Source organism: Cronobacter dublinensis subsp. dublinensis LMG 23823 (assembly GCF_001277235.1).
GTDB classification, from domain to species: domain Bacteria; phylum Pseudomonadota; class Gammaproteobacteria; order Enterobacterales; family Enterobacteriaceae; genus Cronobacter; species Cronobacter dublinensis.
Map to the genome: position 1 here is coordinate 624,481 of NZ_CP012266.1, position 24,434 is coordinate 648,914.

Consider the following 24,434-nt stretch of genomic DNA (forward strand, 5'->3'; position numbering starts at 1 on the left):
TCCCGCCAAAGCGGCAGGGCATGGCGCACGCTTACGGCTGCCTTGTGGCGATCTGCATCACAGATTTAAAAGCCCAAAAAAATTTCAGTTGATCTGTTTTTCACATGCAACCAATCTGATGTGGAACCGGTTACCTATTTCGTCATCCTGCCAGCGCAACGCGGCGTGTTACGCGCAAAGCACTGGCAAGTACCTGAATTTAAAATAATAAACGCGCAGGGGCGATGTCGCGCCACGGCGTGTGATAACGAGAGATTTCACCATCATGTCAAAGAATTACGTGGCGCTGGCGCGCTCGATAGTCGATGCGATTGGCGGTGGCGGTAACGTGGCGGCCGTCACGCACTGCATGACGCGCCTACGTTTTGTGCTTAACGATGACAGCGCAGTGGACGCGGCGCGTCTGAAAACGATCCCCGGCGTGCTGGGCGTGGTGCGCAGCGACAACCAGTGTCAGGTCATCATCGGCAATACGGTCTCTCAGGCCTACGCGCAAGTGCTGACGCTGCTGCCGGAAGGCGCGCGGGCCGAGCGCGCGCTGCCGCGCAATGACAAAATCACGCTGCGGCGCATCGGCGCGGGCATTCTTGATGCGCTGATAGGCACCATGTCGCCGCTGATCCCGGCCATTATCGGCGGCTCGATGGTAAAACTGCTGGCGATGGTGCTGGAGATGTCGGGCGTGGTCGCGAAGGGCGCGCCGACGCTGACCATTCTTAACGTCATCGGCGACGGCGCGTTTTTTTTCCTGCCGATTATGGTGGCCGCCTCCGCCGCCGTGAAGTTCAAAACCAACATGTCGCTCGCCATCGCTATCGCGGGCGTGCTGGTGCACCCGAACTTCGTTGACCTGATGGCCAAAGCCGCGCAGGGGCAACCTGTCGATTTCATTGGCATTCCGGTCACGGCGGTAAAATATACCTATACCGTGATCCCGGCGCTCTGCATGACCTGGATACTCTCCTATATTGAACGCTGGGTGGACAACATCACGCCGGCGGTAACCAAGAACTTCCTGAAGCCGATGCTCATTGTGCTGATCGCCTCACCCATCGCCATCGTGCTGATTGGCCCTGTTGGGATCTGGATCGGCAGCGGTATTTCGTCAGTGGTGTACACCATCCACGGCTATCTGGGCTGGCTGTCGGTGGCGATTATGGGCGCGCTCTGGCCGCTTTTGGTGATGACCGGCATGCACCGCGTGTTCACGCCGACCATCATCCAGACCATCGCCGAAACCGGCAAAGAGGGCATGGTGATGCCGTCGGAAATCGGGGCGAACCTGTCGCTCGGCGGCTCATCGCTCGCGGTAGCCTGGCGCACCCGCAACCCGGAACTGCGCCAGACGGCGCTTGCCGCGGCGGCCTCCGCCATTGTGGCGGGCATCTCCGAGCCCGCGCTCTATGGCGTGGCGGTGCGGCTGAAACGCCCGCTGGTGGCGAGCCTTATCAGCGGCTTTATCTGCGGCGCGGTCGCCGGGCTTGCCGGGCTCGCCAGTCATTCGATGGCGGCGCCGGGGCTCTTTACCAGCGTGCAGTTTTTCGATCCGGCCAACCCGATGACGATTGTCTGGGTCTTTGGGGTGATGGCGCTGGCGGTGGTGTTGTCGTTCATCCTGACGCTGGTGTTGGGCTTTGAGGATATTCCTGTCGAAGAAGCGCAGCCCGCCCGCGACAACGCGCAGCCTGCCGCATTCCCCACGCAGGCGCCCGCAGTAAAAACGAATTAACAGAGGATACGTATGGATAACAAGACTTTTCCCGACGGATTTTTATGGGGCGGCGCCATTGCGGCAAACCAGGCCGAAGGTGCCTGGCGCGAGGGCGGCAAAGGGCCAACCACGGTGGATATGCTGCCGCACGGCCCGAATCGTCTGGCGGTGAAACTCGGGCAGGACAAGCGCGTCGCATGGCGCGACGACGAGTTTTACCCAAGCCACGAGGCGATCGATTTTTACCATCGCTATAAAGAAGATATCGCGCTGATGGCTGAAATGGGCTTTACGGTGTTTCGTACTTCTATCGCCTGGAGTCGCCTCTACCCGAACGGCGACGAACAGACGCCGAACGAAGCGGGCATCGCGTTTTACCGTGACCTTTTTAGCGAGTGCAAAAAGTACAATATCGAGCCGCTGGTGACGCTCTGCCACTTCGACGTGCCGATGCATCTGGTCACCGAATATGGCTCCTGGCGCAGCCGCAAGATGGTGGAGTTTTTCACCCGCTACGCGCGCACCTGCTTTGAAGCGTTCGACGGGCTGGTGAAGTACTGGCTCACCTTTAACGAGATTAATATTCTGCTGCACAGCCCGTTTTCCGGCGCGGGCCTGGCGTTTGAGCCGGGTGAAAACCAGGAGCAGGTGAAATACCAGGCGGCGCACCACGAGCTTATCGCCAGCGCTATCGCCACCCGCATCGCCCACGAGGTGAACCCGCAAAACCAGGTGGGCTGTATGCTGGCAGGCGGTAATTTCTATCCATACTCCTGCAAGCCGGAAGATGTCTGGGCGGCGCTGGAAAAAGACAGGGAAAACCTGTTTTTCATCGACGTGCAGGCGCGCGGGGCGTACCCGGCCTACACGCAGCGTTTGTTCCGCGAAAAAGGCATTGTTATCGAGAAAGCGCCGGAAGATGACGAGATCCTCAAAGATACCGTCGATTTTGTCTCCTTTAGCTACTACGCCTCACGCTGCGCCTCAGCGGATATGAATACCCAGGTCACCAGCGCGGCGAATATCGTGAAATCGCTGAAAAACCCTTATATCGAGGCCAGCGAATGGGGCTGGGGCATCGATCCGCTGGGGCTTCGCATCACCATGAACATGATGTACGACCGCTACCAGAAGCCGCTTTTTCTGGTGGAAAACGGCCTCGGCGCGAAAGACGCTTTTAACGAAAACGGCGAAATCGAAGACGATTACCGCATCAGCTACCTGCGCGAGCATATCCTTGCGATGCGCGAAGCCATCGGGGACGGCATCCCGGTGATGGGGTATACCACCTGGGGCTGCATCGATCTGGTCTCTGCCTCTACCGGCGAGATGAGCAAGCGCTACGGTTTCGTCTGGGTGGATCGCGACGACCAGGGCCGCGGCACGCTGGAGCGCAAGCGTAAGAAATCGTTCTGGTGGTATAAAAAAGTTGTCGCCAGCAACGGCGCCGATCTCGACTGATCCCCGCCATCCGTTATAACGCGCGTCGCCGTCAAAGGAGGCGCGCGTCTGTTTCCACTCCCTCCCATCTCCCGCCGACAGTGCAAACTGTGCCGCGTTGCACAATCGCAGGGCGTCGTTTTCCCGTTATGGCATAAAACGCCCCCCTTTCGCCCGCCGATTCCTGGCACATAACTTGCTGAATCTCTGCGTAATCGCGTTTTTACTTTTCGCAGAGGAGACGTTATGTCAGCGAACACCGAATTCCCGTTAAGCGAGGCGCCCGCCGCCGGACGCAAAGGCCTGCTCTCCATCTCGATGGTGCTGTTCAGCTTTACCTTTTTCACCGGCACGATGTTCGCAGGCGGCAAGCTGGGCGTCGCCTTTCCCATCGTCGAGATGCTCTGGATTGCCGTTATCGGCAACCTCTTGCTGGCGCTCTACGCGGCGGCGCTCGGCTGGATTGCCGCCCGCAGCGGGCTTAACACCGTGCTGATGGGGCGCTTCTGTTTTGGCGAAATGGGCAGCAAACTCTCGGATTTCCTGCTCGGCTTCGCGGAGCTGGGCTGGTACGCCTGGGGCACCGCGACGGTCGCGATAACGCTCGTAAAACTGCTGGCGCTGCCCGAGTGGATAACGACGCCGCTGATGGTGTTCTTCGGGCTGGCGTTTTGCGTGACGGCGCTGGTGGGCTATCGCGGGCTGGATCTGCTCTCGCGCGTCTCGGTGCCGTTGATGTTTATTCTGCTGGTGGTCTCGATGTGGATAGCAACCCGCCATGCAGGCGGCTGGCAGGGGATGCAGAGCATCGCGCCGACCCAGACGCTGGGCTGGTCGGCGGCCATCACCATGGTCTTCGGCACGTTCGCGAGCGGCGCGACCCAGGCGACTAACTGGACGCGGCTGGCGCGCAGCAGCGGCACCGCCATCACCGGCAGCCTGATAAGCTTTCTGCTCGGCAACGGACTGATGGTGATCGCCGGCGCCTGGTGCGCGGTGGTCTATCAGCAGGCGGATATCGTGGCGGTGATGATGTTGCAGGGGCTTTCGGTCGCCGCGGTGATTATGCTGTGTCTGAATCTGTGGACCATCCAGGGGCCGACGATCTATAACGTTTCTGCTGCCGCCTGTCATTTACTGCGCAGCGAGCGCCGCCGCACGCTGACCGTCGCCAGCGCGGGCATCGGTATTCTGCTCGCCATTGGCGGCATGTATGAAATGCTTATCCCGTTTCTGGTGCTGCTCGGCAGCATTATTCCGCCAGTCGGCGGAGTGATTATCGCCGATTACTGGTTCCACCGCCGCGGGCGTTACCCGGCGCTGCGCGAGGCGAACCTGCCGCGCTTCAACTACGCCGGGCTTGCCGCTTATGCGCTCGGCGCGCTGACCGCGTACTTTTCGCCGTGGATAGCCCCGCTGGTGGGCATCGCGGTGTCGGCGGCGAGCTATCTTTTGTTGATGCGCCTGGCGCGTGGCCGGCAACCGCGCCGCGCGGTGGCGGAGCCGCAACCGTGAGCCGCCCTTACCGTTTTACTGAAAGGAGCCGTTATGAATATCGTTAATGCCCGTTTACGCCGCCGCGAAGGCTGGTTCACGATCGTGCTGGAGGGCGGGCTCATCAAGGCCATTACGCCGCAGACGGCGATGCAGCCGCCGCATGAGGGCGCACTCGATGCGCAGGGCGGGCTGGTGATTGCGCCGCTAGTGGAGCCGCATATTCATCTGGACGCCACCCTGACGGCGGGCGAGCCTGAGTGGAACATGAGCGGCACGCTGTTTGAAGGCATCGAGCGCTGGGGCCAGCGCAAAGCCACCATCACCCATGAAGACACCAAGCGCCGCGCGCACACGACCATCGGTATGCTGCGCGACCACGGCATTCAGCACGTGCGCACCCATGTGGATGTGACCGACCCGACGCTTGCCGCGCTGAAAGCGATGCTGGAAGTAAAAGAAGAGGCGCGCCATCTTATCGACTTACAAATCGTCGCGTTCCCGCAGGAGGGCATTGAATCCTTCCCGCAGGGCCGGGCGCTGATGGAGCAGGCCGTGGAGATGGGCGCGGATGTGGTGGGCGGCATTCCGCATTTTGAAAATACCCGCGAGCAGGGCGTCAGCTCGGTGAAATTCCTGATGGATCTCGCCGAGCGCACCGGTTGTCTGGTGGATGTGCATTGCGATGAGACCGACGACGCGCAGTCGCGCTTTCTCGAAGTGCTGGCGGAAGAAACCCGGGTACGCGGCATGGGCGCGCGCGTGACGGCGAGCCACACGGTGGCGATGGGCTCTTACGACAACGCGTATTGCTCAAAGCTTTTTCGCCTGCTCAGACGCGCAGGGTTAAGCTTTGTCTCCTGCCCGACCGAGAGCATTCATTTGCAGGGGCGTTTTGACACCTGGCCGAAGCGGCGCGGGGTGACGCGCGTAGCGGAGCTGGATCGCGCAGGCATGAATGTCTGCTTCGGGCAGGATTCGATTAAAGATCCGTGGTATCCGCTCGGCAACGGCAACATTCTGCGCGTGCTCGACGCCGGGCTGCATATCTGCCACATGATGGGCTATGAGGATTTACAGCGCAGCCTGGATTTTGTCACCGATAACAGCGCACGGGCGCTGAATCTTGGCGATAACTACGGCATTGGCGAAGGGCGTCCGGCGAATCTGGTGGTGCTGGACGCGCCGGATGATTACGAAGTGGTGCGCCGCCAGGCTAAAGCGCGCTACTCGGTGCGTCACGGCGAGGTTATTCTGCGCCGCGAGCCCGAGACGCTACGCTATTCCTGAATCGCCTCGTATTAATACTGTTATTGCACAAGCGCCTGCGGGCGCTTTTTTTACGCCGGAGCGCAGCCATTGAAGTAAATAATCGCTGGCTGATTATTTTTCATTCATTTTTAAGAAACGTCCTAAAATCCAGAAAATGCGCCATAGGCTTTTTTAATTTTTATTTATACATAATTGAGAAATACGTCGTAAATATTATGTCAGGTGCTTTCCTGGTTTTATATTTGCATAAAATTACTATTATGATGCTTATAGTTTACTTATGGTAATCGATTAATATTTCACTGTTTTTATTTTTTTAACGCTAATAAGCGAAGCGGTAAACCAGCGCTGCCGCGACGGCGTTATTTATCGCGCACGGTTTTAACCCGCTGAAACAGTAAAAGTGATAAAAAAATAATATGACGCAGGTCACTTTTTAAAATGTTTCCCTCTTATTTGAGGGCTGGCATAAATTAATAAATTCTGCTTAACCTTTATATCCGCGACGGCCCGGTGGCCGCGCGTCATACCTATGACAATAAGGGCTGGCACATCTGGCCCATTGCAAACTAACAATGGACGGTCTCTGGGATGATCAACAGAAGCAGAGCAGTGGAACCTGTTCAGGCGGGATATTCGCCTGCACGGGGCGGGCGCCGTATTCGCATGAGCGCGGTGGCAATAGCCTTAGGGCTGGCCGGTGTCGGACAGGCGGCGGCCAGTAATTATATTGAGCAGGGCAAAGCGGGCGACGCCGCCAGCTGGCGCAGCAGCGAATATAATGCCGAATGGGGCCTCGGCGCTATTCACGCCGATGAAGCCTACGCGGCGGGATATACCGGCAAAGGTATTAAGCTGGGTATTTTCGATCAGCCGGTTTACGCGCTGCACCCGGAATTCTCCGGCACCAATAAAGTCATCAACCTGGTGACAGAAGGGATTCGTGAATATACCGACCCGTATATTCCGGTGAAGAAGGGCGACGCCTTCCGCTATGACGGAACGCCCTCTGTGGATTCCGACGGCGAGCTCGGCGCGCACGGTACCCACGTAGGCGGTATCGCGGCTGGCAGCCGCGACGGCGGGGCGATGCATGGCGTAGCGTTTAACGCCCAGATTATCAGCGCCGAAAACGGCGACCCTGGCCCGGAAGACGGCATTATTCTTGGCAATGACGGCGCGGTGTATGAGGCGGGCTGGCATGCGCTGATGGACAGCGGCGCGCGCATCATCAACAACAGCTGGGGCATCGGCATTACAGAAAAATTCGATCAGGGCGGCAAAGATCCGGCCTATCCGCACTTCACGGTTGCTGACGCGCAGGCGCAGTTCGATCAGATAAAACAGATCCTCGGCACCAAACCCGGCGGCGCGTATCAGGGCGCTATCGACGCGGCCCGCAGCGGCATCGTCACTATTTTCGCCGCCGGTAATGACTACAACCTCAATAACCCGGATGCGATAGCGGGGCTGGCGTACTTTGTGCCGGATATCGCGCCGAACTGGCTGTCTGTCGCGAGCGTGATGAAAGATCCGGCCTCCGCCAACAGCATTCCTTACACCATCAGTACGTTCTCCTCCCGCTGCGGTTACACGGCGAGCTTCTGCGTCTCGGCGCCGGGCAGCCGTATCTACAGTTCGGTTATCGAAGGCACCAGCCCTGAGACGCTCACCACCGATTATGCCAACTACAGCGGCACCTCGATGGCCGCGCCGCACGTGGCGGGCAGCGTGGCGGTGCTGATGGAGCGCTTCCCGTATATGACCGGCGAGCAAATCGCCCAGGTGCTGAAAACCACCGCGGTGGATATGGGCGATCCGGGCATCGACGCGTTGTATGGCTGGGGGATGATCGATCTTAGCAAGGCCATTCACGGGCCGGGCATGTTCTACACCGTGGCCGATATTCCTGAGGAATTCCGCGTCCCGGATCCGGACGGCGTCGCCTACGGCTCGTCGCAGTTTATCGCCGATATCCCCGGCATCGGAGAGGTCGTGGAAGCGGGCACGAACCTGGCGCGCACCTGTAGCGATATTCAGTGCGCGATGGATGTGTGGTCGAACGATATCTCCGGCCACGGCGGCCTGACCAAACAGGGCGCGGGCGCGCTGTGGCTGACCGGCGCGAGCACGTACACCGGCCCGACACTGATCAATGACGGCCTGCTGGTGGTTAACGGCTCTGTGACCTCTGACGTGACCGTGCAGCAGCAGGGCGTGCTGGCGGGCAACGGGACCGTTGGTTCGCTGACGGCGGCCCGCGGCGGTACTGTCGCGCCGGGCAACTCCATCGGCACGCTGAACGTCAATGGCGATGTGACCTTCCAGCCTGGCTCGCGCTACGCGGTGGAAGTCTCGCCGGACGGGCGCAGCGACGTGATTAATGCCACCGGCGCGATTGCGCTGAACGGCGGCGAAGTGGCGGTCTCGCTGGAGAACAGCAGCAACCTGCTGAGCCAGGCGGAAGTGCGCAGCCTGCTGGGTCAGCAGTACAACATTTTGTCGGCGACCAACGGCGTGACCGGCCAGTTCGACAGCGTGGCGCCGGATTATCTGTTCCTCGGCACCTCGCTGGGCTACGCGGGCGGACAGGTGCAACTGGATGTGGCGCGTAACGATACGACTTTTGCAAGTGTTGCCAATACGGCCAACGGTCGCGCTGTCGCGGGGGCGCTGGAGGCGCTCGGCGCGGGCAATCCGGTGTACGAAAGCCTTCTCGCCACTGGTTCGGTCGCGCAGGCGCGTCAGGCGTTCCGCCAGCTCGGCGGGCAAATCCACGCGGATATCGCTTCGGCGCAGATTAACGACAGCCGCTACCTGCGCGATACGGTCAATGAGCGTCTGCGTCAGGCGGAAGGGCTGACCAGCGTTTCGCCGGTGGCGGCCGATGACGGCGGCGCGTGGGCGAAGCTGCTGGGTGCGTGGGATCACGCCTCCGGCGATGAGAACGCCACCGGGTATCAGGCTTCCACGTACGGCGTGCTGCTCGGGCTCGACTCCGCGTATGCCGATGACTGGCGCATGGGCGTCGCGACCGGCTATACCCGCACGTCGCTTGACGGCGGCTACGGCGCGAACGCGGACAGCGATAACTACCATCTGGCGGTCTACGGCGGTAAACAGCTCGGCGAGCTGGCGCTGCGCGCAGGCGCGGGCTACACCTGGCACCGCTTCGACACCAGCCGTTCGGTGCGCTTTGGTACGCAGTCGGATCATAGCGACGCGAAATATAACGCCCGTACCGAGCAGTTCTTCGCGGAAGCGGGTTATCAGCTGGCAGCGGGGATGGTCAGCGTTGAGCCGTTCGCCAACGTCTCTTACGTGAACTTTGAAAACAACCGCATCAACGAGCAGGGCGGGGCGACGGCGCTGCGTGCCGACAAACAGCACACCGACGCGACGTTCTCCACGCTTGGCCTGCGTTCCGGGCTTGAGTGGGACGCCACCGCCGAAACGACCGTGGCGCTGCGCGGTGAAGTGGGCTGGCAGCATCAGTATGGCGAGCTCGATCGCGGCACGGGCCTGAAGTTCAAGGGCAGCAGCACGCCGTTTGTGACCAATAGTGTGTCAGCCTCACGCGACGGCACGGTGCTGAAAGCGAGCGCGGAAGTCGCCCTGAACCGCAACGCGCATCTGTCGCTCGGCTACAGCGGGCTGGTTTCAGAAAACTATCAGGACAACAGCGTCAACGCGGGCTTCAGCTGGAACTTCTGATACACCGGCATTTCTGGCGGTAATATTTGCGGTAATGAACAAAGGCGCCACGGAAGGCGCCTTTATTGTTGAGGAGGCTTACTGCGACAGCAAATCGGGGATCTCATCCGCGGCTATCAATATTTTTTGCGGATTGTCTTTTAAGTAATAGGTCGGAATGGTTTTGTGATCTTTCACGTAAATCATATCCGGCGGCGACAACGTGGCGGAACCCACCGCCGTTTCCGGGCCCCTGTCCGTTGTGAAGGTCACCTTCATTTTGTACGTCACGCTGCCGGAGTCAGAAGAGCTGGAGTAGCGCATTTCAAGGATACGGGCATCGACTCTGATAGCCGCGGCTTTGAACTTTGCTGCTCTTTCCATCTGAAATGAGATAATGAAATAAATACCCGTAATGACCAGGACAATGCTGGTGAGAGTGAAAAATACCTCGGCCATCGCTTTTTATTCTCCCTGTAGCAAGACGGCATCGTAGAAGACTGAAAGTGTATGCCAATGGACTGGCCGTGAATATTCCTTTATTAAATGACGATAAGAATAACTGACGTCATAACATATGCCATTGATATTAAAGCTAAAAATAATTATCTTCTATACGGTACGCGCGTCACACGACAGTCGCTGCCCCGCTATTTCGAATGCTGCCTTCCGTTATAAAAGTTTCCACGGTAAACACTTGCGTATCGTTACTATATTTCGTGTTATCAAATTAATGCGGCGCCTGGGCTATTTTTCAACCGCCACAGGTGCTCCTGCAAACATTTATTTTCAGTTTTGTTTTTTTATCACTGGTTTCGAGCAAACGGCTGAGGCTTTGCGGTTAAGCGCTATTTCGTGGCGCTGTAATTGGGAATTAAGCGGGGCTTAATTTGTTTTCCTCAACGTCACAACATGACCTGCGTCACACACTGCGTATTTATGGCGCTTTCCCCACCAAAGTTAGTACAAAAATCCGGCATTTACGGGAGTTATCCATATAAAGTTTTTGGGGTTAATGCCGAAACTCTCTCCATCTGTCGTATCGGGAAGAGAAACCATGTTAAACCGCATAAAAGTTGTAACCAGTTTGCTGTTTGTTCTGGCCCTGTTTGGCCTGCTGCAAATGGCTTCCGGTGGCCTGTTCTTTAATGCCATCAAAAGTGACAAGGAAAATTTCACCGTTCTGCAAACCATCCGTCAGCAGCAGTCCACGCTGAACGGCAGTTGGGTCGCGCTGATCCAGACCCGTAACACCCTCAACCGCGCCGGTATCCGTCATATGATGGATGCGAGCAACATTGGCAGCGGCGCAACGGTGCAGGAGCTGATGCAGATTGCCAGCACCTCACTGAAGCAGGCGGAAAAACACTGGGCGGATTACGAGGCCCTGCCGCGCGACCCGCGTCAGAGTGAGGAGTACGCTCAGGAAATTAAGCGCAACTACGACATCTATCACGGCGCGCTGGCGGAGCTTATCCAGCTGCTCGGCGCCGGGAAAATCAACGAATTCTTTGACCAGCCGACCCAGAAATATCAGGACGGTTTCGAGAAAGCCTACACCGATTACATGGCGCAGAACGACCGCCTGTACGCGATTGCCGTGGAAGACAGCAACAGCTCCTACAGCATGGCTATCTGGATCTTGGTCGGCGTGCTGGCAGCAGTACTGGCGGTGATCGTCAGCGTCTGGTTCGGTATTCAGAATACGCTTATCACTCCGCTCAATCGCCTTATCGACAGTATTCGCCACATCGCGAGCGGCGACCTGGCGCGTCGGATTGAGGTGGACGGCACCAACGAAATGGGCCAGCTGGCCGCCAGCATTAAACATATGCAGGGCGAACTGGTGCGCACCGTGGGTGACGTGCGTAAAGGCGCGGATGCGATTTACAGCGGCGCGAGCGAAATCTCTGCCGGTAACAACGATCTCTCTTCCCGTACCGAAGAGCAGGCCGCGTCTCTGGAAGAGACCGCCGCCAGCATGGAAGAGCTGACCGCGACCGTGAAACAGAACGCCGAAAACGCCCGTCAGGCGAGCCAGCTCGCGCTGAGCGCGTCGGAAACCGCCCAGAAAGGCGGCAAAGTGGTGGATAACGTGGTGCAGACGATGCGCGACATCGCCGGCAGCTCCCAGAAGATTGCGGATATCACCAGCGTTATCGACGGCATCGCGTTCCAGACCAACATCCTGGCGCTGAACGCCGCGGTAGAAGCCGCGCGTGCCGGTGAGCAGGGTCGCGGTTTCGCCGTGGTGGCAGGCGAAGTACGTAACCTGGCGCAGCGCAGCGCGCAGGCCGCGAAAGAGATCAAAGGTCTTATCGAAGATTCCGTCAGCAAAGTGGATGTGGGCTCGACGCTGGTGGAAAGCGCCGGTGAAACCATGGGCGAAATTGTCAGCGCCGTCACCCGCGTGACCGATATCATGGGCGAAATCGCCTCTGCCTCTGACGAGCAGAGCCGCGGCATCGACCAGGTGGGCCTGGCTGTTTCCGAGATGGACCGCGTGACCCAGCAGAACGCCTCGCTGGTGGAACAGTCCGCCGCCGCGGCGAGCGCGCTGGAAGAGCAGGCGAGCCGCCTGACCCAGTCTGTCGCCGTGTTCCGCATCACCCAGGACGCGCGCGAAAAGCCGCGTGACGTAAGCCCTGTCGCGGCAAGCATCGCGCCGGTCGCACCGCGCAAGCCGGTGGTGGCGCAGGGCAGCGATAACTGGGAAACGTTCTAAGCGTTTTCGGGCAACAGGCCCCCGTCGCTCGCGCGGCGGGGGCTTTTTTTATGGCGCTGACGTCCCGTCTCGATCCATTTATATAAAGAATCGGTTAACTGTTTCTATAATTTATCTGTTTGGACCGACGATGACGTTGCTTTGTCAGGCGTGCGGCGACCAGCTCTCTCTTAACCAACGGGATTCTTTGTGCGCATCGCAACAATTACCAATTTTGCCTATGGCGCGACGGTCGCGCTGACGCTCGCCTCCGGCGTGGTGCTGATGATGGCTTCCAGCGCTGATAAAGAAGAGCGGGCGGCGGTGCGGCAAAGCGCGGCATTTGACAGGCTGACGGAAACGGTCGAGCAGGAGACGTACGCGCTCACCGAGCTGGCGCGCGTCTATGTGGTGGATCGCAGGGCGGAAGATCTCGCCGCCTGGCAGGCGAAAAAAGCGCAGGACGATAACGACGAGGCGCATCTGGCGCGGCTGCGGGATGTGGGCGCCTCGCCTGAAGAGTTAGACCATTTACGCGAGGGCATGGCGCTTGCGCACGAGCTGGAAGATGAACAGCAGCAGGCAGTAGACGCGGTGGCGCGCGGCGATAACGAACGGGCCATGCAGCTGCTGTTTGGCGTGGGCTATGAACATGAACTCGACAAGATGGATTTTCAGTTCGCGCATTTTCGAAGCCTCCTTGACCAGCGCACCAGCGCCGCTATCCAGCAGGCGACCGACGCCTCGATGCGGCTGCGCACGCTCTCTGAAATCATGGTGGGGCTGACCGCGCTGCTGTTTCTCTTTGTGCTTGGGTTTATTCTCAAGCGCCGCATTCTGCAACCGGTGGTGAAGCTGAGCGATGTGGTCAACCGGCTGGCGACACAGGATTACGACGTGGAAGCCCCGCTGTTGCAGCAGGTGGATGAAATCGGCGATATGGCGCAGGCGATTCATATCTTTCGTGAAAACGGTCTGGCGCGCCAGCGGCTGGAACAGGAGCGCGACGCCGACTGGGCCATCCGGCGGCTGCTTTCACGGATGACCCAGCGGTTGCAGGGGAGCGAATCGCGTCACGATATTATCGAGCTGACGCGGCTGTTTGCCCCGCAAATCGCGCCGGGGCTGGCAGGGCGTTTATATGTGCTTGATAGCCGCGATAATCTCATGACCTGCGTCGCGCGCTGGCTTGACGTCTCCGGCGGCGACACGGCGTTTACGCCTGACGAATGCTGGGCGCTGCGCCGCGGGCAGATGCACAGCCCAGGCCGTGACCTGGTGGATATCCCCTGCAAACATCTGTCGGCTTTCGCCGCGACGAAGGCTATCTGCGTGCCGCTGATAGCCCAGAATGAAACCATCGGGTTGCTGTCGTTTGAGAAAATCAACGAGGACAGAGAGCCGCCCTATGTCTATCTGGAACTGATGGCCGAGACGCTGGCGCTGGCGCTGGCGAACCAGAAGCTTCGCGACGAACTTATTGAAAAAGCGATGTACGACCCGCTGACCGGCATGCGCAACCGCTATCACCTGGAAGAAGCGCTGCACGCCTGTATCAGCCAGGCGGAGGCGTCCGGCGCGCCGGTGAGCTGTCTGATGATAGATATCGACTATTTCAAAACGCTTAATGACCAGTATGGCCACGACGCGGGCGATGCGGCCCTCAAAGAGATAGCCCGCGCGATGCGGGCCACGCTTAGCGACACGGCGCAGGCGTTTCGCTACGGCGGCGAAGAGTTTCTGGTGTTGCTGCCCGGCATGGCGGAGACCCAGGCGCATGCGCTGGCGACGCGCATTTTGCACCAGGTTAGCGGGCTGTCGCTGCGCTATAACAGCCAGGAGATTGGCCCGGTCTCGGTGTCGATCGGTCTCGCCACCTGGCCCGATCACGCGCGCCGCGAGAACCTGGTGAAAAATGCCGATATCGCGCTTTATCTCGCCAAAGAGATGGGGCGCTCGCGCATTGTGGTGGCGAACCGGCTGAAACCGACCGCCTGACGTCACGGCACGCGCAAACCGGAGTTTTCCGTGACGCAAACCCGCTGTTTTTCCACCTATACTCCTTCGATTGACAGCATATATTTTCTGGCACCATCGCTCTGTAATATGACGGGGCGCACGGCCATTAACGCGGGGGTAGACAATGAAATTTCCTGGGATTCCGGAGAACGAAGAAGAGCGACTGAAGTCGCTGTATATGATGGATCTGCTGGATACCCGGGATGACGAGCGTTTCGAACGTCTGACGCGGGTGGCGAAAAAACTCTTTCAGGTGCCGGTGGCGCTGATAAGCCTGCTGGATCGCGACCGTCAGTGGCTGCTGGCCTGCCAGGGGCTGAACACGCGCGAGACCACGCGCGACGTGTCGTTCTGCGGGCACGCGATTTTGCAGGAAGGGCCGTTTATCGTAAATGACGCCCGCCTCGACGAGCGTTTTCATGATAATCCGCTGGTGACCGGCGAGCCGTTTATCCGGTTTTACGCGGGTTACCCGGTGCGTCTGCCGGATGGTGCGGTGGTCGGCACGCTCTGCCTTATCGATAGCATGCCGCGCGAGTTCAGCGATGAGGATGTTGTGACGCTCAAAGATCTGGCGTTTATCGTCGAAGATGAGTTTCACGTCATCAGCATGGCGATGACCGACAGCCTGACCGGCATACCCAACCGTCGCGGCTTTTACCGCAGCGGCGAGAAGCGTTTTACGGCGCTGAAAGATAACAGCGAGCCGTTCAGCATCCTCTATTTTGACCTCGATAAGTTTAAGCCTATCAACGATCTGTGGGGCCATGCCGAAGGCGATGAAGTGCTGAAAACGTTCTCGGCGCAACTGCGCCAGCACCTGGGCCCGAAAGATATCGCCGGGCGGCTCGGTGGCGATGAGTTCGCCGTGCTGCTGACCCGGGAGAGCGACACCCAGGCGTTTCTCGATAGGCTGCGCGCGAGCCTGGATGCTCACAACCAGCACGCCGGCAAGCCTTACAACATCAATTACTCTTACGGCATGCTCAACCGCGATGAAGGCGCGTTTGATTCGCTGCTGGAGATGATCAAAGAGAGCGATAGCGTGATGTATTCCGCGAAGCGCAGAAAGCGGCTCGGGTAACGAGCGGGATCACCCGCTCGCGTTAATCACCTTAATGGACACCATGCCGATGCCGAGACGGCGCGGCGAATGGCCAAGAATGTTGCCCTCGTTGGTGGACTGCGGCGCGGGCGGCACAATCACCAGCGTATTGCTGCGCGTCGGATTCTCGAAGTAAAGCGTGGTGGTCGACACCTCGTTGCCGAGCGTCAGCGTCTGCTCGCTGTCGCCCACTTTCACCGGCACCGGTTTTCCGGCGTTCGGGCCATAGGCTTTGGCCGTGATGACCAGCGAGAATTTCTCCGGCAGGGGATGGCGATACTCAATTTTTACCGCGTCGCCCAGCTGCGCGTTGGACCAGCGCCCCCAGGACTCCGGGCGTGAAATGCCGGAGAACTGTTTGACCTCTTCCGGCGCGCCCGCCACGTTGAAGATAAAGCTGTCGGCCTGATAGCGGATGTCGTTATCCATCACCTTGAGCGTCTCGACGTTGTGCTGATAGCGCGCGGTGTCGATGACCGTATCACGAAACGCCGCTTTGCCCTGCCAGGTCGCTTTATCGACCCGCTGTACGCGCTGCTCGCCGCCAAGCTGGCCCTGCGAGACGCAATAGTCAGTGGAAAGCGCAAGCTCAGGCGCCCACAGACGCGCCATTTTGTAGCAGTTATCCACCCACAGGAAGTTATCGCGCGGGGCGAAATCCGCCAGCTGGAAGCGCAGCGGGGCGGAGTATTCGCTCTCCGGCAGCGGCTCGATGCGTTTATCCGCCACCCGCAGCAGGAGCGGCAGGCGGAAGTGGCTGCCGGAGAAGGCAATCGTCTGTTTTTGCGTATCGACGGTGAAATCTTTAATCGACGACGGGAATTTCCACAGGCTGATGATATCGGGCTTCCAGGCGAGCACTTTCGATTTCATATTCAGGAACACGGTCGAGAGCGACTGGCCGGAAAGGCTGCTGCGCCCGAGCCCGAGATAGTTATCGCCGCCGAGAATATCCAGCACCGTGGCGCCGTTATCCATCGTGTTGCGCTTCACCGCCACCCGATCCTGCTGCGGCTGGTCGCCGCGCAGAATAAAGAACAGGTTATTGCGATCCTGCTTGCTGAGGTATTTATACGCGGTGTTGTTCATCGCCAGGTGATCGGAAGAGACGACGATGACGGTGTTTTTAAAGTAAGGCGAGGCTTTGATTTTGTTAATCAGCGCCGCGATGTGCTCCTGGCTGCAACTGACCGCGCTGAAAGACTGGTTTGGCTTACCGTCGAACGCATAGCTTTTGCGTTTGCAGGTGCGCGAGACAAAACCGTCCGGGTGATGCGTGTCCACGGTCAGCGTGAAGAGCGAAAAGCGTTTGCCCGCTTTTGAGAGCGCTTCGTACTTTTTCCAGACTTCGTCGAGCACCGTGTCGTCGTAGAAGCCCCAGTCGTTGCGATAGGCCGGGTCCGCCACCACGGTTTTCAGTTCTTCCGCGCCATAGAGGTTATCGAAGCCGTGGGATTTCAGAAAGACGTCTTTCCCGGCGAAGCGCAGGTTGGCGCCCTGAATAAAATAGTTTTCGTAGCCAGAATTTTTCAGGATGTCGCCCAGGCAGACGTTTTGTGGGAAGAAGCTCGACATGGAGGCGGACGCGTTGCCCTCGAACGGCGCAAACAGCGGAATGCCGCACTGCGAAGCGACCATGCCTGCAATGGTGTAGTCGGTGCCGGGCAGCTGCGCGGTCTGGCTGAAGTCAATCCCGTCGTTTTTAAGCGCGCCCAGTTCCGGCGTCAGGTTCGGGAAGGCTTCATCGTCAAAATAGGTACGCTCCAGGCTTTCGCCGTAGATATAGACCAGGTTGAGCTGCGGGTTGTCGATACGCTTTTGCGGCTCTTTGTAGTATGCCGCGAAATCCGGGTCGCCCTCGGCGGTCTGGGATTTCACCAGTTCGGTTATCTGGCGAAAGGCCGGGCTGGCGTCGACCGAGGCGAGCGCCAGCAGCAGCGCCGCAAAGCTGTAGCCGAAGTGATACGGCATATGGCGACGGCGGCGCAGGATCCACGTCAGCAGGCCGAAGACCGCCAGCAGCGCCGCGACGAGCCCGACGCCTGGCAGAATATACTTGCTGACGCCCGCGCCGGTGAGGCTGTTGGTGAGCGTATAGAGCACCGCGTCGTTGATGCCATCCCCGGTAAAATAGTTACTGGCAAGCAGCGTCAGGTTCAGAATCACGCACAGCCCCAACACCACCAGGGTCGCGATGAACCACCAGGTATTACGACCGGCCTTAAAGGCGTAAATCGCCACCGAGGCGATAAATAACAGTAGGGAAAGCCACTCTGACAACACCACATCCTCGCAGCGAAGGCGCCAGGCCCGTTGGGGTTAAACCACTTTTTTAGCGTTGGAATATAACTTTGCTGTCACACTCCTACAATTCTAGCGTCATCTTTCTGTGGATCAGTTCAGATAAGGTTTAGATATGCGATTTTTTGAGCCGGGTCTCATCGCCTGTGGCGCGGCGTGGCACAGGACGTAGCGTAAAAAGAGGTGTTTATTAATGGACAGTTAGCGGAAGCGGTAAAAAGCAGCTTCTTTTATGAAAATTTTATTACAGAGCAGATTTCACTGGCGAAAGGCGAAATATAAGCGAAACGGGAAGGAAGAGCCGGAGCGCAGGTCGCACGCCCCGGTGATGCGATGCGGTTAGTACTCTTTACCGGTGACGCGGCTGCGGTAGCTGTCCCAGTTGAAATTCACCCACAGGCTGTTGCCAAGACGCATGCGATCCATAACGCGCTCGCCCAGCAGTTTGGTCATTTCATCCATGTTCTGGTTGGTCAGCATACCGGTCGGGCGTTTGGATGACGAGCGGCGATCCACCAGCTGATTGATGATCACTTTTTCATAGCGCGATTCGCTCTGCATGCCGATCTCGTCGATCACCAGCAGATCGACGCTGCTGAGATCTTTTAGCAGCTGCTCTTCACTGGTTTCGCGGCTGCTGAAGGTGTCTTTCATGGCGGACATGATATCGGCGACGGTAATGATCATTACCGATTTTCCGCGCAGCAGCAGTTCATTGCAGATGGCGGCGGCAAGGTGGTTTTTGCCCGTGCCGGGTTTGCCGGCGAAGACAAAGCTCGCGATATTGCCCTCGAACGCCTCGACATACTGGCGCGCTTTGCTGAGCGCGTTCATCTGCCCGTCGTTTTCAACGCGGTAGTTATCAAAAGAGCAGTTCTGATGCAGCGGGCGAATGCCGGAGCGGTTAAACGTGCGCTGCATTTTCATCGCCCGGTTTTCGCGCTCGATAGCCTCCGAGCGAAGACGCCCCTGCTCCTGTTGCCAGGCGAGAAGCTCTTCGCCGGATTTAAAGGCGGGCTTTACGTCAGGCGGCATCAGCCGCTTCAGGCGCATCATCAGGTCAGTGACGTTTTTCATCGTTACCCCCGGAATCCGTCAGGAATCTGGTCGTCCGGCTGTGGAATGGCGTTCACGTCGCGCCGCGCGGAAGACGTAAAGGTGGCGCGGTTCATCTGAATGCTGCGCGCCAGCTTTTGCTGCCACTGGATATGGTGGAAGACCTTTCCTTCCGCCTGCCAGTAGGCGACGAAAGAGGCCAGCTCTTCGCTGGTGACAGGCTGCGCCAGCGGAATGCCCCACAGCGCGGCCATGCGCTGGAAGTCCGGGTCGGGCTGCCAGCCGGGGTACATGGCGAACTTGCCCATCGGCACCGGTACGGGCTGGGCGACGTCATTCCCTTCGTCAAAAAACTGCGCTTCCAGCGCGACATCGGAGCGGGGCGCGGCCAGCTGTTTTTCCAGCGCCAGTAGTTCCGCCATGCGCGCCGGGGTCACGGCATAAAATGCAGGCGCATTGTTATCAAACACCGCCACGGCCCCACGTTCGGCATGCGCGAGCGCGCCACCGGGATTGCGCCGGAAGGCGTCAATATCAACGACATCAGGGGTCAGGATTCTGGAAGACATAAAACGTTCTCAATCAAAGCGTTATCAGACACTGGCGAATAAATGGCCAGCAGAGACGATAATTCCTTCATAGTAGCATAACCCGGCCCGGGGTTTGAGCTTATTGGCTTAGGAGCGGGCGTGTAAAAAAAAGAGCGCGCCATAACATCTGGCGCGCTCCGGGTCCCCTGGTGAGGGCAGTTTCGTTTTTTATTTTAAGCTTCCCCGTTGGCGGGGATAGCGTCAGGCAATAATGTTCAGCGTTACGTCGATGTTGCCGCGGGTCGCGTTGGAGTACGGGCAGACGATATGCGCCGCATCGACCAGTTTCTGCGCCTCTGCCGCGTCCATCCCCGGCAGGTGAATATTCAGGGTCGCTTCGATACCAAAACCGGTCGGCAGCGGGCCAATCCCCACTTCGCCTTCGATAAACGCGTCTTTCGGCATGGCGATTTTGTCGCGAGCGGAGACAAACTTCATCGCGCCCAGGAAGCAGGCGGAGTAGCCTGCGGCAAACAGTTGTTCCGGGTTAGTGACGTCGCCGCCCATGCCGCCCATCTCTTTCGGTACGCCCAGCTTCACGTCAAGCACGCCATCAGAAGAGGTGGCGCGGCCGTCACGGCCTCCAGTGGCTTTTGCTTTGGCGCGGTAGATAACGTTTTCTAAAGACATGCAACATTCCTTTTTTGAGTTTTAGGCGATTTAATCGTGCGCTACTTATATTTTACGTGAACGCCATCCAGGGACGGCGCTTACGACTGATGTAAATTATGGCGTAAATCTTCCAGCTGCGCTTTAAGGCTCATCAGGGTTTCTCTGTCGCATGCGGTCGCGCAGAGCACCGAGCCTGGTATCTCGCTGGCCTCGGCCTTTAATTCCCGGCCTGCGTCGGTCAGCGTGACGATGACTTGTCTCTCATCCTGACGCGAGCGCTGACGCATCAGCAGCCCGGCGGTCTCCATACGCTTTAGCAGCGGCGTGAGCGTGGCGGAGTCGAGATATAACCGTTCGCCAATTTCCGACACCGTGACCTCGTCCTGCTCCCACAGCACCATCATCACCGTAAGTCAGCCCCAGCGGCGTCAGCAACTGGCGATAAATTTTATGCAGCGCCAGGTTTGTCGAGTAGAGCGCGAAGCAGAGCTGATTATCTAAACTCAGCGAGAGACCCGCGCTTTGTTGTTCTTTTGTCTTCATGCTTTCAATATAGATAGCGCACGATTTAATTGCAAGTGAGTTTTGGCTGTCGCTGTGATAGACGTGACCGTTATACGCGGGGGCGTTTACGGTATAGCCACAGACCGGGCAACGACAACCCAATCGACAGCGCGCCGACGGTAGACGCCGCCTTAAGAAAGTTGGTCACCAGCGAGACCATTAACGGGTCGCTATAGCCGAAGTGGCTGATTTTTACCGCCGAGATCATCGCCGAATACGCCGAGATGCCGGGGAACATCGGGATCACCGCTGCGACGGTAAAGACTTTCGGGTGCGCGAGATACCAGCGCGACCACTGGATGCCGATGCAGCCCACCAGCATCGCCGCGAGAAACGTGCCCCACTCGATATTCAGACCGAGCATCATCATCACCGTACGCGAGCCGTGGCCGACCGCGCCCAGCAGCGCGCACCAGAGCAGGGCGCGGCGCGGCACGTTAAACACCATCGCAAAGCCCGCCGCCGGAATGGCGGAAAGCAGCATATCTTCCAGCATCAGCGCGATAATACGCATTACATCCATCCCCGCAGCCCCCATACCGCCATTGCCATAATCACACCGATGCAGGTCGCGAGCGTCAGCAGGCTCGCCATCGCCCAGCGGGCGAGACCGGTATTCACATGGCCTTTAAACATATCCGCCACCGCGTTGATAAGCGGAAACCCTGGCACTAACAGCAGGACGCTGGCGGCCATCGCGACGGCGGAAGTACCGGCGAACGGCGGCAGCGCCAGCAGCAGGCCGGAGACGGTCGTCGCCACAAAGGCGGTCAGGCAGAAGTTAATTTGCGGGTGCAGATGGCGCTGCGTCAGCGTCTGGCGGACATACATCGCGAGCGTGCTGGCGATAAACGTCACCAGCGCGCCATCCCAGCCGCCTTTGTTCATTTTGCAAAAACAGGCGCAGGAGAGCCCCACCATCAGCACCACCTGCCAGCGCGGATAACGCAGGGGCTTGAGCTGCGAAAAACGCTTTTCGACATCGTAGCGATCGAGCAGTTTATGCTCGGCCATAATCACGATGTGCTGCACTTCCGTCACCATATGCATATTGATGCCGCGGTCGACATTTTTGCGCGTTGTGGTGAGACAGTGGTGATCCTTAATGGTGGTCAACACAATCGCATTGGCGGAGATGGAGCTTTCCACGCTGTCCATACCGAGCGCGACGCCAAGCCGCGTCGTCAGTTCTTCTATCAGCGCGCTTTCCGCGCCGTGCTGCAACAAATAAAGCCCGCACTGAATACACAAACGGGTGACGTCCCGCTGCGCTAAAGCATCCGCTTCCATATTCGGTCCTGGTGAAAGAGGGCGTCGAGGCGCCAGAAGTGTCCATTATTAACATGTATGGCGAAACGCAGCCGTGGAGGCAGATCAAGCTTGCTGCATTTTTCAGCGCTTTTTAGCCACGGCACCGGTCATGCGCGTCGGCTGGCGAACCGGTATTTTATTAATCATCCATTTATGGATAAATTAAAAAGGCGCTACGCTGTGCGATAAAACTTATTATTGATGGAATGCTTAATGTATATAAATAGACATTTTTTATCTTTTTACGATGAGAATATCCTTTAATCTCACGTGGCGTATTTTTCGCTTTTTTTGTCGTTGACAGTAAAATAAAGGGTTCATAGAATGCCGATGTTTACCCAGGCGGGAAATTCTTTCTGTCTACTTATATACATTATCTGCTTTTGCTGTTTTCGCTGCGGTTTTTCTTTTTTTATTTTTGCGGTTTTATGACATTACCTCATCAATAAGTTTTAAAAATAGGTTTGGCCGGAAGGATATAACCGGAGGAAATATGTTACCAGGACGTTGCAAACAAGGCCTTATCATTAGCCAAATCCCTGTCATGCATACCGGACTGGAGGCGATTATGCGCCGCCATTTCCCGGAGACGGAACTGTACCATTATAAAGGCAGCGCGGAATTGTCGCTGCCGCTGTTAAACCCGGTTGATATGGTGCTGGCGGAACTGCCCTGCGCGGTGGAAGACGCGCGCCGCGAATGCGAGGCTTATTACTCGCTGGTGGCGCAGGCGCCCGGCGTACACTGGATATTTCTCGTTCCCGCCGCCACGTTCAGCCTGGCGGTGCAGCTGCTGATGCGTCCGGAAACCACACTGCTCTCTACGGCAGAGTCGGTAGATGGCGTCGTGAGTGCGGTGCGGCTTGGGCGTGAAAAAGCCGAGCGTGTCAGCCAGATGTTAGTTACTCCACGCCCGCCGCAGGATAACGAATCCGCGTCAACGGTCATGCTGACCTCGTCGGAAAGACAGGTATTACGCCTGCTCGGCAAAGGCTGGGGAATAAATCAAATCGCCCAGATGCTGAAAAAAAGCAATAAGACGATCAGCGCGCAGAAAAACAGTGCGATGCGGCGCTTATCGTTGCGCGGAAATGCAGAAATGTATGCCTGGATAAGCAGCCTGCAGGGATTAAAAGAATTAAATTTAATTTCATTACATAAGGAACAGGCCGAATGGAACACGGAGTCGAAAAACGAAGCGTTGCGCTCATCGAAAAATGCGTAATGAGTGGTGAAGGAATACGATCGCTGCTGAAGGTAAATCATTCGACATCATGCCGCCTGGAGATATTTGCCGATCACCACGCGTTTATTCAGGCGCAGGCAAGTCGCCACTTTTCCGCCGTTATCTTTTCGCTTGATGGCACGCGTGAACACCGGCGAGATTGCCTGCAGTTCGTCAGCGAAATGGCGAAAGCCTTTCCACGAATGAAACGCATCGTGATGGTGAATAACGTCAATGAGGCGAAGCTGATAAGCCAGCTTTCCCCAACGCCATTGCAGGGGATTATCGATAAATCGGAAACGCTGTCGCGTTTTACCGATGAGCTGACGTCAGCAATGAATGATTCGGCACGCGCCAGCGAATCGCCAAATAAAGCCTGGTATACAAGCCAGGGATCGCGGCTGTTGAGCCCGACTGAGCGGATCATTTTGCGCTATCTGACGGACGGCTATTCGGTGTCGCAGATTGCCTGTCATCTTGAGCGCAATATTAAAACCATTCGCGCGCACAAATTTAACGCGATGCTGAAGCTTGGGGTGCATACCGATGCCGGCTTGCTGAACGCGGCGGATATTCTCCTGCACCGGGCAGGCTTGTTTTAAGCCTGCGGCGGCGCGGCGTGTTGTATAAGGCAGGGTTATAAGCGCCGCACGCGCGCCAGCCGGGCGCGAGGCTTGCCACGCTCACCTTTTACAGGCAGACATCCACCCATTGTGCCTGCGTCAGTTCCGCCAGGCGATTCGGCGAGATGCGCACCGCGCTGTGAATGGCGCCTGCGGCGGGGAGCACTTCGTCATACTGGCGCAGCGACACATCACAATAAACCGCCAGCGCGTTTTCCAGCCCAAACGGACAAACGCCGCCAACCGGATGGCCTGTCCAGGTCACCACTTCGTCACTGCTGAGCATCCGCGCTTTCGCGCCAAACGTGGTTTTCAGCTTTTTGTTATCGAGGCGAGCGTCGCCTTTAGCAACGACCAGAATCACCTGATCTTTCACTTTCAGCGAGAGCGTTTTGGCTATCTGACCGGGTTCAACCTGATGAGCGGCAGCCGCCAGGGCGACGGTGGCGGTGCTTTGATTCAGTTCGATGATTTCAATATCGGGGGCATTTTCGACAAAAAATTGCCGCACGGATTCCAGACTCATTTATTTCTCCTGAAAATGGCTGTCCTAATCTGGCATACAGGGCCAGGTTTTGTAAATTATCGGAAAAGTCATTTTCGGCGGCTATCCGGTGTTTTCTGGATCTCCTTCACAATCAAAGAAACCGGTTACTGTAACCGGTTGCAGACGCACTCCGGCGGATTAATACTGGTTAGGTAACCTCCCTCTGT

18 protein-coding genes and 1 pseudogene are annotated in these 24,434 nt (G+C 57.8%); 10 read left to right on the forward strand and 9 right to left on the reverse strand.

The genetic code is table 11. The annotated features are described in order from the left end of the window. Positions 1-265 precede the first annotated feature (265 nt). The 5 genes from ascF to AFK67_RS02955 all read left to right on the forward strand — a co-directional run bounded on the left by ascF (position 266) and on the right by AFK67_RS02955 (position 9,631). A complete protein-coding gene (gene ascF, locus AFK67_RS02935; RefSeq protein WP_007732145.1) occupies positions 266-1,729 on the forward strand; it encodes a PTS cellobiose/arbutin/salicin transporter subunit IIBC in 1,464 nt (487 codons plus the stop codon). Positions 1,730-1,741: 12 nt separating this feature from the next. Next, positions 1,742-3,172 (forward strand): 6-phospho-beta-glucosidase, encoded by a 1,431-nt coding sequence (locus AFK67_RS02940; protein ID WP_007732140.1) that lies wholly within the window; start codon positions 1,742-1,744, stop codon positions 3,170-3,172. A 225-nt stretch (positions 3,173-3,397) separates the two neighbouring features. Next, a complete protein-coding gene (gene codB / locus AFK67_RS02945; protein ID WP_007732138.1) occupies positions 3,398-4,666 on the forward strand; it encodes a cytosine permease in 1,269 nt (422 codons plus the stop codon). 33 nt (positions 4,667-4,699) lie between these two features. Then, positions 4,700-5,935, forward strand: a complete 1,236-nt coding sequence (gene codA, locus AFK67_RS02950) for a cytosine deaminase (RefSeq protein WP_038884840.1) — start codon at positions 4,700-4,702, stop codon at positions 5,933-5,935. Positions 5,936-6,583: 648 nt separating this feature from the next. Further along, positions 6,584-9,631 carry an autotransporter serine protease gene (locus AFK67_RS02955; protein ID WP_007732133.1) on the forward strand — a complete coding sequence of 1,016 codons (3,048 nt, stop codon included), beginning with the start codon at positions 6,584-6,586 and terminating at the stop codon, positions 9,629-9,631. Between the two features lie 78 nt (positions 9,632-9,709). On the opposite strand, the gene AFK67_RS02960 is transcribed toward AFK67_RS02955, so the two are convergent. Beyond that, the gene (locus tag AFK67_RS02960) at positions 9,710-10,069 is read right to left on the reverse strand and encodes a DUF3592 domain-containing protein (RefSeq protein ID WP_007732131.1); all 360 of its coding nucleotides are present in this window, start codon (positions 10,067-10,069) and stop codon (positions 9,710-9,712) included. Positions 10,070-10,667: 598 nt separating this feature from the next. Between AFK67_RS02960 and tsr the strand changes: the two genes are divergently transcribed. The 3 genes from tsr to AFK67_RS02975 all read left to right on the forward strand — a co-directional run bounded on the left by tsr (position 10,668) and on the right by AFK67_RS02975 (position 15,417). Continuing rightward, positions 10,668-12,335 carry a methyl-accepting chemotaxis protein gene (gene tsr / locus AFK67_RS02965; protein WP_007732129.1) on the forward strand — a complete coding sequence of 556 codons (1,668 nt, stop codon included), beginning with the start codon at positions 10,668-10,670 and terminating at the stop codon, positions 12,333-12,335. Between the two features lie 189 nt (positions 12,336-12,524). Beyond that, positions 12,525-14,312, forward strand: a complete 1,788-nt coding sequence (locus tag AFK67_RS02970) for a diguanylate cyclase (protein WP_007732128.1) — start codon at positions 12,525-12,527, stop codon at positions 14,310-14,312. Positions 14,313-14,457: 145 nt separating this feature from the next. Then, positions 14,458-15,417, forward strand: a complete 960-nt coding sequence (locus AFK67_RS02975; protein ID WP_007732123.1) for a sensor domain-containing diguanylate cyclase — start codon at positions 14,458-14,460, stop codon at positions 15,415-15,417. A gap of 9 nt (positions 15,418-15,426) precedes the next feature. Here the strand turns inward: AFK67_RS02975 and opgB are convergent, their stop codons facing one another. From opgB to AFK67_RS03010, 7 genes and pseudogenes are all read right to left on the reverse strand, one after another. Beyond that, positions 15,427-17,718, reverse strand: a complete 2,292-nt coding sequence (gene opgB, locus AFK67_RS02980) for a phosphatidylglycerol--membrane-oligosaccharide glycerophosphotransferase (protein WP_032967643.1) — start codon at positions 17,716-17,718, stop codon at positions 15,427-15,429. A 360-nt stretch (positions 17,719-18,078) separates the two neighbouring features. Continuing rightward, the gene (gene dnaC, locus AFK67_RS02985) at positions 18,079-18,816 is read right to left on the reverse strand and encodes a replicative helicase loader DnaC (RefSeq protein WP_007732107.1); all 738 of its coding nucleotides are present in this window, start codon (positions 18,814-18,816) and stop codon (positions 18,079-18,081) included. Between the two features lie 2 nt (positions 18,817-18,818). Further along, positions 18,819-19,364, reverse strand: coding sequence for a primosomal protein DnaT (dnaT, locus tag AFK67_RS02990; protein WP_032967642.1), 546 nt, complete (start codon positions 19,362-19,364; stop codon positions 18,819-18,821). Positions 19,365-19,586: 222 nt separating this feature from the next. After that, positions 19,587-20,015: an organic hydroperoxide resistance protein gene (locus AFK67_RS02995; RefSeq protein WP_007732101.1), complete on the reverse strand. Its 429-nt coding sequence runs from the start codon at positions 20,013-20,015 to the stop codon at positions 19,587-19,589. 80 nt (positions 20,016-20,095) lie between these two features. After that, positions 20,096-20,540, reverse strand: a pseudogene (locus AFK67_RS03000) (MarR family winged helix-turn-helix transcriptional regulator). 70 nt (positions 20,541-20,610) lie between these two features. Then, positions 20,611-21,084 (reverse strand): threonine/serine exporter, encoded by a 474-nt coding sequence (locus AFK67_RS03005; protein WP_032967641.1) that lies wholly within the window; start codon positions 21,082-21,084, stop codon positions 20,611-20,613. After that, positions 21,075-21,851: a threonine/serine exporter family protein gene (locus AFK67_RS03010; RefSeq protein WP_038874883.1), complete on the reverse strand. Its 777-nt coding sequence runs from the start codon at positions 21,849-21,851 to the stop codon at positions 21,075-21,077. The genes AFK67_RS03005 and AFK67_RS03010 overlap by 10 nt, the downstream gene beginning before the upstream one ends. A gap of 514 nt (positions 21,852-22,365) precedes the next feature. Between AFK67_RS03010 and AFK67_RS03015 the strand changes: the two genes are divergently transcribed. Together AFK67_RS03015 and bglJ are read left to right on the forward strand one after the other, a co-directional pair. Next, positions 22,366-23,097, forward strand: coding sequence for a helix-turn-helix transcriptional regulator (locus tag AFK67_RS03015; RefSeq protein ID WP_197336856.1), 732 nt, complete (start codon positions 22,366-22,368; stop codon positions 23,095-23,097). Continuing rightward, a complete protein-coding gene (gene bglJ / locus AFK67_RS03020; RefSeq protein ID WP_032967640.1) occupies positions 23,046-23,699 on the forward strand; it encodes a DNA-binding transcriptional activator BglJ in 654 nt (217 codons plus the stop codon). The genes AFK67_RS03015 and bglJ overlap by 52 nt, the downstream gene beginning before the upstream one ends. An 88-nt stretch (positions 23,700-23,787) precedes the next feature. On the opposite strand, the gene AFK67_RS03025 is transcribed toward bglJ, so the two are convergent. Beyond that, complete coding sequence (locus AFK67_RS03025; protein WP_007732071.1) at positions 23,788-24,246, reverse strand: YbaK/EbsC family protein; 459 nt, start codon at positions 24,244-24,246, stop codon at positions 23,788-23,790. Positions 24,247-24,434: the final 188 nt, after the last annotated feature.